17 protein-coding genes and 1 tRNA gene are annotated in these 15,164 nt (G+C 60.8%); 12 read left to right on the forward strand and 6 right to left on the reverse strand.

The features are described 5' to 3' along the window. Positions 1–12 precede the first annotated feature (12 nt). From IB265_RS12510 to IB265_RS12520, 3 genes are all read left to right on the forward strand, one after another. Positions 13–798, forward strand: coding sequence for an ATP-binding cassette domain-containing protein (locus IB265_RS12510; RefSeq protein WP_034793927.1), 786 nt, complete (start codon positions 13–15; stop codon positions 796–798). Positions 799–993: 195 nt separating this feature from the next. After that, positions 994–1,070: transfer RNA gene (locus IB265_RS12515), tRNA-Arg, on the forward strand. Between the two features lie 423 nt (positions 1,071–1,493). Beyond that, positions 1,494–2,189, forward strand: a complete 696-nt coding sequence (locus IB265_RS12520) for an alpha/beta fold hydrolase (RefSeq protein WP_058326424.1) — start codon at positions 1,494–1,496, stop codon at positions 2,187–2,189. Positions 2,190–2,712: 523 nt separating this feature from the next. Here the strand turns inward: IB265_RS12520 and IB265_RS12525 are convergent. From IB265_RS12525 to IB265_RS12545, 5 genes are all read right to left on the reverse strand, one after another. After that, on the reverse strand, positions 2,713–3,267 hold the full coding sequence (locus IB265_RS12525) for an OmpA family protein (protein WP_057249108.1): 555 nt from the start codon (positions 3,265–3,267) through the stop codon (positions 2,713–2,715). Beyond that, complete coding sequence (locus tag IB265_RS12530) at positions 3,264–3,941, reverse strand: L,D-transpeptidase (RefSeq protein ID WP_057249107.1); 678 nt, start codon at positions 3,939–3,941, stop codon at positions 3,264–3,266. The genes IB265_RS12525 and IB265_RS12530 overlap by 4 nt, the downstream gene beginning before the upstream one ends. Positions 3,942–4,451: 510 nt before the next feature. Then, positions 4,452–4,922, reverse strand: coding sequence for a hypothetical protein (locus IB265_RS12535; protein WP_306341285.1), 471 nt, complete (start codon positions 4,920–4,922; stop codon positions 4,452–4,454). 74 nt (positions 4,923–4,996) lie between these two features. Beyond that, positions 4,997–5,467, reverse strand: coding sequence for an aminoacyl-tRNA deacylase (locus IB265_RS12540; RefSeq protein ID WP_057249136.1), 471 nt, complete (start codon positions 5,465–5,467; stop codon positions 4,997–4,999). Between the two features lie 85 nt (positions 5,468–5,552). Beyond that, a complete protein-coding gene (locus IB265_RS12545; RefSeq protein WP_057249106.1) occupies positions 5,553–6,098 on the reverse strand; it encodes a dTDP-4-dehydrorhamnose 3,5-epimerase family protein in 546 nt (181 codons plus the stop codon). Between the two features lie 172 nt (positions 6,099–6,270). Here IB265_RS12545 and IB265_RS12550 point away from each other — a divergent pair, with 172 nt between their 5' ends. The 7 genes from IB265_RS12550 to IB265_RS12580 all read left to right on the forward strand — a co-directional run bounded on the left by IB265_RS12550 (position 6,271) and on the right by IB265_RS12580 (position 12,249). After that, positions 6,271–7,023, forward strand: coding sequence for a cephalosporin hydroxylase family protein (locus tag IB265_RS12550; RefSeq protein WP_057249105.1), 753 nt, complete (start codon positions 6,271–6,273; stop codon positions 7,021–7,023). Between the two features lie 85 nt (positions 7,024–7,108). Next, a complete protein-coding gene (locus IB265_RS12555) occupies positions 7,109–7,825 on the forward strand; it encodes a WbqC family protein (protein WP_057249104.1) in 717 nt (238 codons plus the stop codon). Beyond that, complete coding sequence (locus IB265_RS12560; protein WP_057249103.1) at positions 7,822–8,547, forward strand: bifunctional 2-polyprenyl-6-hydroxyphenol methylase/3-demethylubiquinol 3-O-methyltransferase UbiG; 726 nt, start codon at positions 7,822–7,824, stop codon at positions 8,545–8,547. Before IB265_RS12555 ends, IB265_RS12560 begins: the two co-directional genes overlap by 4 nt. Then, a complete protein-coding gene (locus IB265_RS12565) occupies positions 8,544–9,419 on the forward strand; it encodes an NAD(P)-dependent oxidoreductase (protein WP_057249102.1) in 876 nt (291 codons plus the stop codon). The genes IB265_RS12560 and IB265_RS12565 overlap by 4 nt, the downstream gene beginning before the upstream one ends. Beyond that, a complete protein-coding gene (locus IB265_RS12570; protein ID WP_057249101.1) occupies positions 9,419–10,414 on the forward strand; it encodes an ATP-grasp domain-containing protein in 996 nt (331 codons plus the stop codon). Before IB265_RS12565 ends, IB265_RS12570 begins: the two co-directional genes overlap by 1 nt. Continuing rightward, positions 10,411–11,121 carry a metallophosphoesterase gene (locus IB265_RS12575; protein WP_057249100.1) on the forward strand — a complete coding sequence of 237 codons (711 nt, stop codon included), beginning with the start codon at positions 10,411–10,413 and terminating at the stop codon, positions 11,119–11,121. Before IB265_RS12570 ends, IB265_RS12575 begins: the two co-directional genes overlap by 4 nt. A 15-nt stretch (positions 11,122–11,136) precedes the next feature. Next, positions 11,137–12,249 carry a DegT/DnrJ/EryC1/StrS aminotransferase family protein gene (locus IB265_RS12580; RefSeq protein ID WP_057249099.1) on the forward strand — a complete coding sequence of 371 codons (1,113 nt, stop codon included), beginning with the start codon at positions 11,137–11,139 and terminating at the stop codon, positions 12,247–12,249. 9 nt (positions 12,250–12,258) lie between these two features. On the opposite strand, the gene IB265_RS12585 is transcribed toward IB265_RS12580, so the two are convergent. Continuing rightward, positions 12,259–13,119 carry a glycosyltransferase gene (locus tag IB265_RS12585; protein ID WP_057249098.1) on the reverse strand — a complete coding sequence of 287 codons (861 nt, stop codon included), beginning with the start codon at positions 13,117–13,119 and terminating at the stop codon, positions 12,259–12,261. A gap of 207 nt (positions 13,120–13,326) precedes the next feature. Between IB265_RS12585 and rfbF the strand changes: the two genes are divergently transcribed. Next, positions 13,327–14,094, forward strand: coding sequence for a glucose-1-phosphate cytidylyltransferase (rfbF, locus tag IB265_RS12590; RefSeq protein WP_057249097.1), 768 nt, complete (start codon positions 13,327–13,329; stop codon positions 14,092–14,094). Further along, a complete protein-coding gene (rfbG, locus tag IB265_RS12595) occupies positions 14,091–15,158 on the forward strand; it encodes a CDP-glucose 4,6-dehydratase (protein ID WP_057249096.1) in 1,068 nt (355 codons plus the stop codon). The genes rfbF and rfbG overlap by 4 nt, the downstream gene beginning before the upstream one ends. The last annotated feature ends 6 nt before the right edge of the window (positions 15,159–15,164 follow it).

Raw genomic sequence — 15,164 nt, forward strand, 5'->3', positions numbered from 1 at the left:
GGAGTACGATCCATGAAAGACCAACGCACTCCGCTCGTGGAAATGAAGAACATTTCCATCTCCTTCGGCGGCATCCACGCGGTGGACAACGCCTCCGTCGATCTCTACCCCGGCGAAGTCGTGGCGCTGCTCGGCCACAACGGCGCCGGCAAGTCGACCCTGATCAAGATCCTCTCCGGCGCCTACAAGCGCGATGCCGGCGAGATCCTGATCAATGGCGAGGCTGCGGACATCAACAACCCGCGCGACGCCAAGAAATACGGTATCGAGACGATCTACCAGACGCTCGCCGTCGCCGACAATGTCGATGCCGCCGCCAATCTCTATCTCGGTCGCGAGCTCAGGACCCCCTGGGGCACGCTCGACGACGTGGCGATGGAGGCCAAGGCCCGCGAAGTCATGGGGCGCCTCAATCCCAACTTCCAGCGCTTCAAGGAACCGGTGAAGGCGCTTTCCGGCGGCCAGCGGCAATCGGTGGCGATCGCGCGCGCGATCCTCTTCGACGCCCGCATCCTGATCATGGACGAGCCGACGGCAGCGCTCGGGCCACAGGAAACCGCCCAGGTCGGTGACCTCATCAAGCAACTGAAGCGCGAAGGCATCGGCATCTTCCTGATCAGCCACGACATCCACGACGTCTTCGACCTCGCCGACCGTGTATCGGTGATGAAGAACGGCCAGGTCGTCGGCCAGGCCCGCACCGAGGACGTGACCAAGGACGAGGTGCTCGGCATGATCATCATGGGCAAGGTGCCGCCAAAGGCGATCCCCGGCCCCGGCGCCATGCAGGTGGCATGAACCAATACTCGGCGGCGCGCCTCACGCCCGCCGCCGAGCCCTTTTTGTCGACCGGCAGAAGCAGGGCAAGCAGTTGCATTTTCAGCAGCAACCACAAATTCCCCTGCGAACTCCGCCTTTTCACCATTGATGCGGCGCCAAAGCTAAGCTATGAACCGCTCACAGCCTGCTTCGGCGGCCCTGCCGCCAACGGATGCACCCGTAGCTCAGCTGGATAGAGTGTTGGATTCCGATTCCAAAGGTCACAGGTTCGAATCCTGTCGGGTGCGCCATTTTTGCCGAATTTACGACTTCTCGCGATCGGCTACGCGCAGGCCATCTGACAAAATTCGTTGTCGCATGAAAGGCGATGTTCGGCGGCGAAGGGCGTTACTCTGCTCTTCCTGAGCGCTTCGCGCCTGTTCTATTCAAGGGCCTACTGCATGTTTCCTTTAATCGTAGCCGATTGAAGGACAAAAACATGCAGCAATTCAAAGTGCTACAGCGACCTTTGCGCGTCAGTAAGACGCGTGGCGCTGTAGGGCCCGCCGCAGGCGAAAGACGCGCTTCGCCCGACATAGCAAGTTTGAAAAACACCGGCAGCGGCTTAAACTCGGCGACCGAGCTTCCAGCAGGAAGTTCGTCCGCCCTTTCCTGACCCGCCGGCCGAACATACGGATGTCGTTCGGGAAAGTTGCTTCCCCTGGAGGTGTGGCATGCCCAACAAACCCAGCATTGTCTTCGCACATGGCCTCTGGGCCGACGGATCCTGTTTCAGCAAGGTCATCGAACTGCTGGTTGCCGACGGCTACGAAGTGATCGCGACGCAAAACCACTTGAATACCGTCGCCGACGACGCCGCGGCAGTTCGCACGTCGCTGGGCCGTGTGCGCGGTCCGGTTGTTCTGGTCGGACATTCCTATGGAGGTACCGTCATCACCGCTTCGGGCACCGATGATCGCGTCAAGGCGCTCGTCTATATCTGCGCGCTGGCGCCGGAGAACGGTGAAACGACGGCGGCCGACCAGACAAAATTCCCCCAGGCCCCCGTCTTCCAGCATATCGAGGTGGCGGACGGCCGGCTGTTTCTTCGTCCTTCGGGGATCCCGGAATTCGCCGGCGATCTGCCTGAAGCAGAACAGAGGCTCGTCTGGGCCACGCAGATGGGGCCACTGGCAGACCTGTTCGATCAACCCGTTCCGGGTGCGGCGTGGAAAACAAAGCCGACATACTACATCGTCGGTACCGAAGACCGGACAGTTCAGCCCGACCTGCAACGCTTCCTCGCCAAGCGCATGAATGCAAAGGTGACGGAACTGGCCTCTAGCCACGTCCCGATGCTGTCTCAACCCCGCCGCGTCTACGAGGTGATCCGCGAGGCCGCCGACAGGGTGCAGCAATCGGCCGGATAATGTCTGCCTGCCGTTCCGTTCGATTGATACGCTCTGGACCAGTCAAGCGGGCGCCGTCGAATGACGGCGCTGTTGGCGACTGGATCGATGGTGAGGCTGGCGAGGTTAGTCTCGCGCACGCATCGGCAAGGCGACGTTCCCGCCGCGTGCGAATACTGGGACGCAACGGGTACGATCACCTACGGCGGACTTCGTTGAAGGGGTATCGCGACGCTGTGTCGATCGCAGTCGGACACATCAACTACCTGCATTGGGAGCCCGAAACGATCGCCGTGCGGGTGCACGGAGACTCGCCGTGATCCGCTATTGCGCGCAGCTTGAAGTGATCTTCGGCGGGCACAAAGTGCCGCTCAGTGCCTACTGGCACACGGACACGTATGAATGCAGAGACGGGCAATGGATGGTGGTCTGGTCGCAGGCAACTGCCGTTCAATAGCGAACGGCCCACCTGTTCCTCAAGCCTCTGCCATGAACGCGAAGGGTCCGATTTCGGCTGGCCAAGAGACGCCGAGGCGACGCGCGATCAAATCGCGTCGCGCTCCGTGCGCAGATTGGAGACGACGCGGCGGTTCTGTACCTTGCAGGAGCGCTCCGTGCAGTCGCGCACCTCGCGGTCGTTTCCATACCCCTTGGCCCACATGCGGTTTGGGTCCACGCCCTTCGAGGCGAGATAGGCCATCGCTGCATCGGCGCGCTGCTGCGACAACGTCGCCATCTTCGATGCGGAGCCGCTGTCGTCGGAAAAGCCCTGCAGCTTGACGAGCCAGCGCGGGTTGCTGTTGAGCCAGATGGCCTGCTTGTCCAAGGTTGCCTTGGCGACGGGATCGAGCGTGGCCGAGTCCTGGGTGAAATAGGTCCGGCGGCCGACATTGAGGATGAAATCCTCTTCGCTGCCGGCCGAGACAGTCTCGAAGCCGGGCGCCGGATCGTCGGTTTTTCCGGTCATCGGCACCACGGTCGGTTCTTCGACCGCGGCAATCTCGGTGGTGTTGCAGGCGGTCAGCGTCAGCAGAATGGCCGCAGCAGAAAGCAGCCTCGTATATCCGGGCGTAGCGGGCATCGGGGTGGTATTCCTCATTCGACCTGGGTTGCGACCGGGGTTGCTTGGCTGACCTCGGGGGCCTTGTCGGCAATGTGCGGCAGGACTTGCACGGCGGTGCCGATGGGGCACCGCTGATAAAGATCGATCGCGTCCTCGTTGAACATGCGGATGCAGCCGCTGGAAGCATCCTTGCCGATGCTGCCCGGCTCCAGCGTACCGTGGAAGCGATAGCCGGTATCGACGCCATCACGAAGCAGGTACATGGCGCGCGGGCCAAGCGGGTTCTTCGGCGAGCCTCCCTCGACGAACTCAGGCAGTTCGGGGTGACGCTCGCGCATTTCCGGCGGCGGCGTCCAGCGCGGCCAGAGCGATTTGCGGTCGATCGTAGCGCGGCCATACCATTTGAAGCCCTCGCGCCCGACGCCGACGCCATAGCGGATAGCTGTCTTGTTCTCCATGATCAGGTAGAGAAAATGGTGCCGGGTATCGACGACGACCGTGCCGATCGGCTCGGTGCTGAAATACTTGACGACCTGACGCTGCCATTTCCTGTCGATCTTGGCGAAATTCGTGCTTCGGTAGGTCACGCCATTATCGACTGCGGGGTCGGAAAAATAGGACGCCGCGGCAGCGAAGGCCGGTTTCTGGGCTGCGCCTGCGCTAAGCAGCGCCAAACCACCAAGCATAATATCCCTGCGGGTGCATTCCATCGGCAATATCCCCCGAAAAGCCAAGCAGCGAGCCGCAGTAAATCAGATTTTTCATTTGCCACAACGGAAAATTATCAGGCACCGATTCTTTCAATGACTGTTTTGCAAGAAGCGTTTCGCCGATAGTTGCAGACTATCACGCGATTTTGCCTGCTCTGCAGGTCTAGGGGATAGGGTCTATCGCCGGATCGATCGCCCCCGTGAGCAACACCGGCAAGTGACGCTTGCGAAGCGCCATAATCGATTGGCTCTTCTCAGTAGTCGCAACAATGGCACATTGGTTATTGTCGAATTTCACAACATTGGGTGACGACAATTGGGCGAACATACCCTCGCGGCATCTTGGGAACCAAGGCAGCGGTTGTCGATCATGTCACCTGCAACAGGCTCGTTGGCGAGCGCGGTCCTAAAGCCTGTCGCGCAAAAGTGCGCAGCGGTTTTGCGATAACGACACGCGAAATATCAAAAACTTAAAGCGCAAGGAGCGAATCTGAAAGATCGCGACGCGCTTTAGTTGGCCCTGATGTCCCGCGCCTGGCCCGATTCTCTCAGCTCTTCGACCGTCTTGCCGAGGCAGCTTCCGCCCTGTTCGGTGCCCACGGCCTTTGCCCCTCCGCCCAGGGTAATCGTCCCGGCGAAGTTGTCCGAGGCCAAGTAGGTCGCCGTGCCATCGGCCGTTACCTTCGACAGGTAAAAGGCATGCTGCGTGCCCTTGTATTCGCAGGCGACAGCGAACGGAAACTGATCGAACAGATTGCCCTCCGCGAGGGCAACGGATCCGAAAGCTGGAGCGCTGGCCGCAACCAGCAGCAGTGTCAGAGACTTGGACATATTCGTAGAGCGTATGCGCACCATCGATCCCCCCAACCCGGTATAGATAAGGTGTCCGTCGAAAAGGATGGTGACGCCAAGCCCCCGCTTTGACAAGCCCGACAGGCTGCATTCGAACTCGGCAATGTTCGACCGCAGGTGGGCTGTCATCTCCGACCCAAGAGAACGGCGCGCGAAGGCGGCCGCCGGCGAACCGCCGGCTTGGCATATTCTCTGAGCGGCCGTCAGGCCGGGTGGCTGAAGCGGGCGATCTGCGCACCCTTCATCAGGTTGCGGAAGTTCGATCCGCTCATGTGCACCAGCGTCCTGTGGTCGCCGCCCTCGAAGTAGACGTCGTTTACGTCGCCCAGACTTTCGTCGAGCAACACCGGCACGTCATAGGCCGAGCCGATCGGCGGCACCGCGCCGATATCGCAATCGGCGAAGAGGTTGCAGACTTCCTCTTCCGAAGCGAGACCGAGGCGCCGGTCCATCACGTCCTGCAAGGTGGAGAGCTCAACCCGGTGCGTGCTCGGCACAACGGCAAGCACGTACCCCATCTCGTGGTGAACGACCACGGACTTGGCAAGCCTGCTGCCGGGCACATGTGCCGCTCTCGCCGTCTGGCTGGTGGTGGCTGTGCGGTGATGGGCGACGGTGTCATAGGCGACACCCGCACCATCGATATAGTCTTGTAGTTTTCTGGCGATCGTCATCGTCGACACCCCTTCTTCCGTGGTGGCGCGGAAAGGTTATTGTCCTCCCATCCACCACGAAGTCAACGACGGACGGGACCGACGATCAGCGCTCGTCCTTCAGCATCGCGAAGGCCTGGTCACGCGCCGACATCTGGGCCACCGGCAACGGCCAGGCGATCGCGAGCCTCGGATCCAGGGCATTGAGCCCGCCCTCGGCATCGGGCGCATGGGGCTTGTCGTGCAAATAAATCAGCTCACAATCAGCGGAAAGCGTCTGGAACCCGTGCGCGAAACCGCCGGGGATCATCATCGACCGGCCGTTTTCAGCGCTCAGGACCTCGCCATGCCACTGAAGATAGGTCAGGGAGTCCGGCCGCATGTCGACGGCGACATCGAAGATTGTGCCCGCGAGACAGGAGACAAATTTCGTCTCGTCATGCGGCGCGCGCTGGAAATGCATGCCGCGAACCGTGCCTGCCACCCGCGTAAGCGTATGATTGATCTGGGCAATAGAGCCGCCGGCGCCAAAATCGGCGAGTTCCTCGCGGCAGAAGAAACGTGAAAAGAAGCCGCGATCGTCGCCAAAGCGCTGGCGTTCGACAACAACGAGACCCGACAGGGGTGTAGGAATACGGTCAAAACGCGACATTGAAACTTCCACGAGTGAGCGAGGCGCCCCCGCTTTCCCCCCTTAAGAAACCGGCCTTGACCGTATTTGCAATTGTCGACATGAAAGCGTTCACAGGAAAGCGTTACGAATCGACGAGGCTGCAAGATCGCGAATCGTGACCTGCGGCGTATCCGAATAAAGGGTAGCAGTTATGGCAGCAGCAGACGATCGTCTCGCATTCGAGGCTCACAAGAAGGAAATGTCGCTCGCGCTCGGCAAGGACGAGGACGCCTTTCGCCAGTCGCTCGAGACATTGGTGACGCTCGACAAATACGACTATGCCTATCTCTGGTCGTTCATGGGCGTGCCGATCATCCAGATGCCGGCCGATGTCATGGCAACCCAGGAAGTGATCTGGAACAGCAAGCCGGACGTCATCATCGAAACGGGCGTCGCCCGCGGCGGTTCGGTGATCTTCATGGCCGCGATGCTGCAACTGATCGGCAAGGGCAAGGTCATCGGCGTCGATATCGACATCCGTGCGCACAATCGGGATTCGATCGAAAAGCATCCGATGTCGTCGCGCATCACACTGATCGAAGGCCCCTCGACGGCGGCCGAGACGCTGGCGAAGGTGAAGGCGGAAATTCCTGAGGGCGCCTCGGTCATGGTCGTGCTCGACAGCGACCACAGCCGCGACCACGTGCTGGATGAACTGCGCACCTATGGCCCGCTGGTCACCGAAGGCCAGTACATGGTGGTGGCGGATACGGTCCTTGGATGGGCCGATTCATCGCAAACACCCACCAAACGCTCGAAAATCTGGCGCGCCGGCGACGAGCCCTATGCGGCGCTCAAGGCGTATATGGAAGAATCGACCCGCTTCGAGACCGATGAGGCCCTGAACGGCAAGCTTGTCCTTTCAAGTTCGCCGCGCGGCTATCTTCGCTGCATCGAAAAGTAGGGGCACGAAAAGAGCGGCTCGACCAGGCCTTCGTGCCGCTCGCCAACTCTCGATCGCGAAAACACGAACACTAGGCAAGTACCGGATGACTCGGAATATTGTCATCTCACAATCCATGTACTTTCCTTGGGTTGGGATGCTGGAGCAGATCAAACTGGCGGACGTGTTCGTCCACTACGACGATGTGCAGTTCTCGCGCGGCAGCTTCACAAACCGCGTACAGATCAAGACCCAGAACGGCGTCCGCTGGCTGACCGTGCCCTTGAAAGACCTTCGCATGGGGCAGCGGATCGATGAAGTGCTGATCGACAATCGAGACGACTGGCGGGCCCGCCACCGCGATATCCTCCGGCAGGCCTATATGAAGGCCCCCTTCGCCAAGGATATGCTGGAACTGGTCGACGATGTGTTCGCAAAGGACGCATCGACGATTGCGGATGTTGCACGCAATTCCATGCTCGCGCTTGCTGCCTACTTCAATCTGGACAGACCGAAGTTCGTCTCGTCGGACACGCTGACCATTGGCGGTGCGAGCAGCGAGAGAGTATACGACATCACTGCGCATCTCGAAGGGACGGTTTACATCACCGGCCACGGCGCACGGAACTATCTCGATCACGATCTCTTCAATCGCAACGGAATATCGGTTCAGTACATGAACTACGAACGTACACCCTACCCGCAGATGCACGGAGAGTTCACCCCTTATGTGACGGCATTGGACCTCGTCGCCAATTGCGGTACCAAGGGCGCAAGTGTCGTGCATTCCGGAACTGTCGATTGGAGGGAGTTTACCAAGTGAAATCCGAGAACCTGGATAACGTGGCGTCGGAATATCTTCCAAACGCAGTCACATCGATCGAGAACAATCTCATTCTCAACTGGTATCCGCAGCGCATGGTCGAACGCTTTGGCAAATGCCAATCGCTGCTCGATCTTGGAATTGGCCACGGCTACACCCCTCACCTTTTCAACAAGGTCTGCGACCGCCACGTAATCGTGGAAGGCTCGCAGTTCGTCATTGATCTTTTCAAGAAGAACAGCCCGGACTTTTCCGGCGAGATCGTCTTCTCCTATTTCGAAGACTTCGAAACGGAAGAGCGCTTCGACGTCATCATCATGGGTTTCGTTCTCGAGCATGTCGACGATCCGGGCCTCGTCCTCGACCGGTTCCGGCGCTTCCTGAAACCCAATGGCCGTCTGTTCGCCGCGGTGCCGAATGCCAAGTCGTTGAACAGACGACTGGGCGTGGAACTCGGCAAGATCGACGACATCTACAGCCTGAACGCCAACGATCTGGCGCTCGGCCACAAGCGCCAATATTGCCGGGACACTTTCCGCGCCGAACTCGAAAATCATGGCTTCCGCGTGGTGCACGAGGAAGGCATCTATCTGAAGCCTTTGCCATTGCCCGTGTTGCAGACGCTGCCCGATTTCGAGGCCAATCTGCATGCCATGCTCAAGGTCGGCATTGAGTTCCCCGATCTTTGCGTCGGCCTGTTGATGGAAGCAGAACTGGCATGAAGACCGCCGCCATCATCGGCACGCGCTCGATGTTGGGGGGCCAGCTTGTCGCGCGCCTGCGGAACATGGGCGTCGAGACCATCAGTGTCGGCCGGGCGAAGACAGATGACATCTTCTTCGACATCGAAGGCGGCTCGGCAAAGGCACCGGATGGCCTGACCGCGGACGTGCTGTTCCATTGTGCAGCGAGCTTCGCCGACGACGGTCCATCGGGGACACAGCAAAACTTTGCGGCAAATGCCGCAAGCGCGCTTCACGTCGCCGAGCTCGCCAAACGGCTGCAGACCAGGGCGGTCATATACGCCGGATCGCTTTCCTCGGACGCGACGCTGGATGCGGCACCCCTGACATCCTACGGACTCACCAAGCAACTGGCAGAGCAAATGCTGGAATGGAGCTCGCAGAAACTGGGCTTTCGCTTCTGCAGCCTTCGCTTCTCGCAGCTTTATGACGTGGAGGGCCGCTGCTGCGCCCACCAGCCGTGGATGGGGCGTATCATCGCCTACGCGTCCCGTGGGCTCGACCTTCGCATGCCTGCTTCCCATGGTGTGCGCAACTTCCTGCACGTGCAGGACGCGGCAGATATGATGATCCGCGCGGCCGAAACGGGCATATCCGGTGTTTGCAATGCGGTTCACACGGAGGCGATGACCTGCGACAGGATCGCTGAAATCGCCTATGAAACCTTTGGGCTCGGGGGCAATGTCGTGATCGCGGCGGAGAAGGCTCCCTTTCGGAAGGTGAATTTTCCTGATGGTGCGGAAACACTGGCCGAGTTGGGCATGCCGCCTCTGATCACGATGCGAGACGGGATTGCCATGATCAAATCAGCCGGAACCGCCGAAGCATTCGGCCCGATGGACGTCAAGTAATGCACGACGACACAAAGCAATCGAAACAGCCGATTACGGTCGTGGTGACTGCGGTAGGCGCAATCATCGGCCAGGGTATCGTCGCGTCGCTCCGCCGATTGGAAGCACCGATCCGTATCATCGGCATCGATCGTGATGCCAATGGCATCGGTCGACACTTCTGCGACGACTTCGTCGCCAAGCCATCATGCGATGAGACCTCTCCCGTATATCTGGAGTTCTGGCTGGAACTGCTTCGGCGAGAAAACGTCGCACTGGTGCTACCCGGCCTGGAACTCGATGTCCTGTTCTTCAATGACAACCGTGCATGCTTCGAGGCGACCGAGACGCGCGTCGTCTTGAACAGCTCGCCGCTGATCGCGCTGGCGCAGGACAAATGGGACATGGGCGAGGCACTGCTGCAAGCGGACCTTCCGGCCATTCCGAGCACGCTTAGCCGCAGCCTGGAAGCTTGCACCCGCGAGCTCGGCCCCTTGCCGCTGCTGCTGAAGCCCCGTCGCGGCAACGGCTCCCGGGGAATAGCACTCCTGCGGGACGCGGCCGATTTCGATTATTGGACCCTGAAGAGCGCGGACGATTTCCTCATCCAGAAATTTGTGGGCAGCAACGACCAGGAATACACGGTCGGCGCGTTCGGATTTGGTGATGGCACGACGCTGCCGCCGATCGTCTTCAAGCGCAAGCTGTCCGTCGCCGGCAACACCCAATATGCCGAAGTCGTCGACGAGCCGCTCCTGACCGAGGCCGTGCGCAGGCTATCGCAACACTTCAAGCCGCTCGGACCGACGAACTATCAGTTCCGGCTGGAAGGCACGATCCCCTACCTGCTCGAAATCAATCCTCGCTTCTCGAGCAGTACCTCACTGCGTGCCGCCTTCGGCTACAACGAGGCGGCGATGGCGCTCGACTACTACGTTTACGGGAGAAAACCCGAAGCACCGGAGATCAAGACGGGCCGGGCCTGGCGCTACTCCGAGGACCTGGTGGTTCTATGATCGCCATCATTTCCGATATTCATGGCAACCTTCCCGCACTCGAGGCGGTGCTCGCACGCATCGACGAACTCGGCTGCAGCTCGATCCTGTCGCTGGGTGACGTCGTCGGATACTACGCTCAGCCGGGCGAGTGCGTAGACGTGCTGAAAGCACGCGGCATCGCAAACATCCTGGGCAATCACGATTATTACATCGTCAGCGGAGAAGGCTGCCCGCGATCGAAGATAGTCAATGACATCATCGAGTACCAGAGAGGCATCATTTCGGCCGATCAACGCGCCTGGCTCGCCGGATCGCAAACCTACGTCGTCGATGGATCGACCTATTTCGTTCACGGCAGCTGGCAGGATCCGATCGACGAATATCTCTACAAGGTTTCGGAGGCGCAGTTTCCCGACGGCTGCGAACGGCTTTTTGCCGGACACACCCATGTGCAGGTGCGCCTGGAGATCGGCGGCAAGGTCTTCTGCAATCCCGGCTCGGTCGGGCAACCGCGCGACGGCGACCCGCGCGCCGCCTTTGCGACGCTCTCGCCGGCAGGCATCGAACTCCACCGTGTCGCCTACGACATCGACAGGACGGCCCACCACATGCGGCAGGCGGGCTTCCCGGAGCGCTTTTACGAAAACCTCTATCTCGGCGCGCAGATCGGCGGCCGGATTGACAAGATCGTTGCCGCAGACGCAACCAACGACCGATCGGCTTGAGCACAGGCGACCCACATGACGAAACCTCGCATTCTCTACACCAAGCCCTCAATCACCGAACGCGAAGTCGCCTATGCCACCGATGCAGCGGCGAACGGCTGGGGCGAGCGCTGCTACGATTACATCAATCGCTTCGAGTCTGCCTTTGCCGCACATCTCGATGTCACCCATGCGATTTCGACATCGAGCTGCACCGGCGCGCTGCACATGGGCCTTGCCGCTCTCGGCGTCGGGCCGGGTGATGAAGTCATCCTGGCTGACACGAACTGGACCGCATCCGCCGCCCCGATCGTCCACCTCGGAGCAAAACCGGTCTTCGTCGATGTGCTCGCCGACAGCTGGTGCATCGACCCTGACAAGGCCGAAGCGGCCATCACGCCGAAGACCAAGGCGATCATGGCCGTGCATATCTACGGCAATCTCTGCGACATGGACCGCCTGCTCGAAATCGGTACGCGGCACAACATCCCCGTTGTCGAAGACGCAGCCGAAGCACTCGGATCGGAATGGCGCGGACGCAAGGCCGGTTCGCTCGGCGCCTTCGGCGCATTTTCCTTCCACGGCACCAAGACCATGACGACGGGCGAAGGCGGCATGTTCGTCACCAGCGACAGCAAGCTCTATGAAAAGGTGCTGACCCTTTCCAATCACGGCCGGGCACGCGGACAAAAGAAACAGTTCTGGCCGGACGAAGTCGGGTTCAAGTACAAGATGTCGAACCTTCAGGCGGCCGTCGGCCTGGCGCAGATCGAACGCGTCAACGAACTGGTCGAGCGCAAGCGCGAGATCTTCTACGCCTACAGGGAACAGCTCGCGGGCGTGAACTCCATCTCCATGAATCCGGAACCGGAAGACACGAAGAACGGCTTCTGGATGCCGACGGTCGTCTTCGCGCCGGAAACCGACGTCACGCGCGAGAAGCTTCAGGGTGCTTTCGCCGCCGAAAACATCGACGCCCGCGTCTTCTTCTGGCCGCTGAGCTCGCTGCCGCCCTTCGAAGGTGTGTCGGCAAACACCGTTGCCTATGACCTTCCCGGCCGGGCGATCAATTTGCCGAGCTATCACGACATGACGTCTGACGAGATCGGCCGGGTCGTGCAGGTCCTGCGCGACTGCGCAGCACATTGATGGCCGAACTCAGCGAAGCGATAAGGCAGACCGGAATTTCTGCCTGAGCGCCCGTTTGTGCGTCTTGAACCAGGGGGCGACCCGGAGGTCCATGTGCAGCTCAAGCGCGCGCTTCATCGCCTTCAGCTCGGCGGCCGACCATTGTCGTTCTGCAATCATCTCAAGTGCAATTCGTTTGTAGCGCCTGCGCGCTTCCAGCAGGTCTAGCGGCGGCAGGTGGTAGTCGGCCTGGCGCTTGATGCGCTGAATGAAACGCCCTTCCTGTGACAGGGCGACCGCATTGTCGAAAATCGCAGGCAGCAGCGCGAGATGGTCCGCAGCCCACGCGAACCCGTAGTCGGGAAGACGCCGCAGGGCCACGCCTGTGGCCTCTCGGCGCCATAGGCCGTAGAACCAGCTCGGGTGGCAGCCGAGAAGGATGTCGCGAATGCGCAGCGCTCGCTCCCCCGATAGCTGAGACGGCAGGCCGTAAAGTCGCTCGATCCGCTCCGGCAGCTCTACTATCCTCAACACCGGCGAAACGGCAAGCGAGGCATGCGGCTCCCTGTCCAACGCCGCGACGAGACCGGCAATGTGGATCGGATCGGCAAGGTCATCGTCGGCACGCCAGCAGAAATAAGGAGCGCTGCTCATAGCGTGCGCTCTGTGGAAGTTCTCAGTTGCCGAAACCGTCTCACGGTAGAATACATGCCGAAACCGCGTGTCGGTCTTCACGAAATCCGCGCAGATGTCGGAGGTGCCGTCGGTCGATCCGTTGTCCGAGATGAAGACCTCAAAATCCTCGAACGTTTGGTCCCGAAGGCAGGCGAGGCACTCAGCGATGAAATCCGCGCCGTTATACGTTGGCAGCCCGATACCCACCCGCGCCATTTCCGTATCCTTCCCGGCAATTGATTGAGCCGGCAAATCGTGCAATGAACCGTGCGCGTCCGCCCCGAAAGTCGCGTTTCCGGCTGTGATAATTCGATCGCCTGGATTGTCAACATCGCACGAGCGATCCACGCGCAAGGTAGCATGGGTTATCTCAACGGGAGGAATGCGTCGCGCGCTGTACGCGCGTCACTGTGAGGTAGCTGCATGAAAGTCGTCATACTCGCCGGTGGTTACGGCACGCGCATCTCGGAAGAGAGCCATCTGAGACCCAAGCCGATGATCGAAATCGGCGGGCGGCCGATCCTCTGGCACATCATGAAGATCTATAGCCACTACGGCTTTTCGGATTTCGTGATCTGCCTCGGCTACCGCGGCTACATGATCAAGGAATACTTCTCCAACTACATCCTGCACTCTTCCGACGTCACCTATGACATGGCGACCGGCGAGACACTCTTCCATTCCAACAAGGCCGAGCCGTGGCGCGTGACGCTCGTCGACACCGGCACGGACTCAATGACCGGCGGGCGCCTGAAGCGCGTCGCCGATCACCTGGGCGATACCTTCTGCCTCACTTACGGCGATGGCGTTGCCGACGTGAACATCAAGGCGCTTACCGATTTCCATCGCAGCCACGGCCGCGAAGCGACCGTGACCAGCGTCGTTCCGCCGGGGCGTTACGGCGCGCTTGCCGTCAGCGACGGGCGGGTTCAGAGCTTCATCGAGAAGCCCGCCGGCGACAACAACCGCATCAATGGCGGCTTCTTCGTCCTCAACCGGTCCGTGCTCGATCGCATCGAGGGCGACCACACCTCGTTCGAAACCACGCCGCTCGAAGGCCTGGCCAGTGACGGCCAGTTGATGGCCTTCCCGCATGACGGTTTCTGGCGACCGATGGACACGCTGCGCGACAAGAACCAGCTCGAAGAACTCTGGCAACACGGTTCGGCGCCCTGGAAAGTCTGGTCATGAGCCGGCTTGCCAACCCCGCCTTCTGGGCCGGCAAACGCGTGCTTCTGACGGGCCACACCGGCTTCAAGGGAAGCTGGGCGCGGCTCTGGCTGGCGCAGATGGGCGCCCGCGTTGCCGGCTATGCCTTGCCGCCTGCCGCTGAGCCGTCTCTGCACGCCCTGCTCGGGCCAAGCGAAACCGCAGGCGAACATCTGAGCGATATCCGCGACGGCGATACGCTTGCGACGGCCATCCGCCAGTTCGACCCGGAAATCATCCTGCATATGGCGGCCCAGCCGCTGGTGCGCGAAAGCTACCGGACACCGGCCGAGACCTTCGATGTCAACGTCATGGGCACGGTGCGCCTGCTGGAGGCGGCCCGCACGGCGCCCGCGCTCAGAACGATCGTCGTCGTGACCACCGACAAGGTCTACCGCAACGACGAAAGCGGCCGGCATTTTCCGGAAGAGGCCGCACTCGGCGGCCATGACCCCTACTCCGGCTCGAAGGCTGCCTGCGAACTGGTCGTTTCGACCTGGCGGGATTCGTTCCTGCGCGAGCGCGGCATCCGGGTCGCGACCGCCCGCGGCGGCAATGTGCTGGGCGGTGGCGACTTCTCCGTCGACCGATTGGTCCCCGATATCGTCCGAGCTGCACTATCGGGCGAGATGCTCGATATCCGCAGCCCCATGGCGACCCGGCCCTGGCAGCACGTGCTCGATTGCCTCAACGGTTACTTCGTCTATGCCGAAGCGCTGCACGAGGGCCAAACCGATGTTGCAGCACTGAATTTCGGCCCCTCCCCCGCAGAACGGCAGATCCCCGTGCGCGATGTCGCCGGCGCAATCCAGATCGCCATGGGTCTGCAGACAGGATGGCGCGACAGTTCGTCTGAGGATCGGCCCCGCGAAATGCAGACGCTCGGCCTCGATCCGGCCCTTGCGCTGAAGGCCTTGTCCTGGACCGCGCGGCTCTCGCAGGATCAGGCGATCGCCTGGACCGCGCACTGGTATGACGGCTGGCGTCGCGGCGGCTCCGCCCGCGACCTGACGCTCGGCCAAATCGACGCTTTCATGAGAGGCTAACGACTT

This window comes from Ensifer sp. ENS10, from assembly GCF_014852025.1.
Classification (GTDB): Bacteria; Pseudomonadota; Alphaproteobacteria; order Rhizobiales; family Rhizobiaceae; genus Ensifer.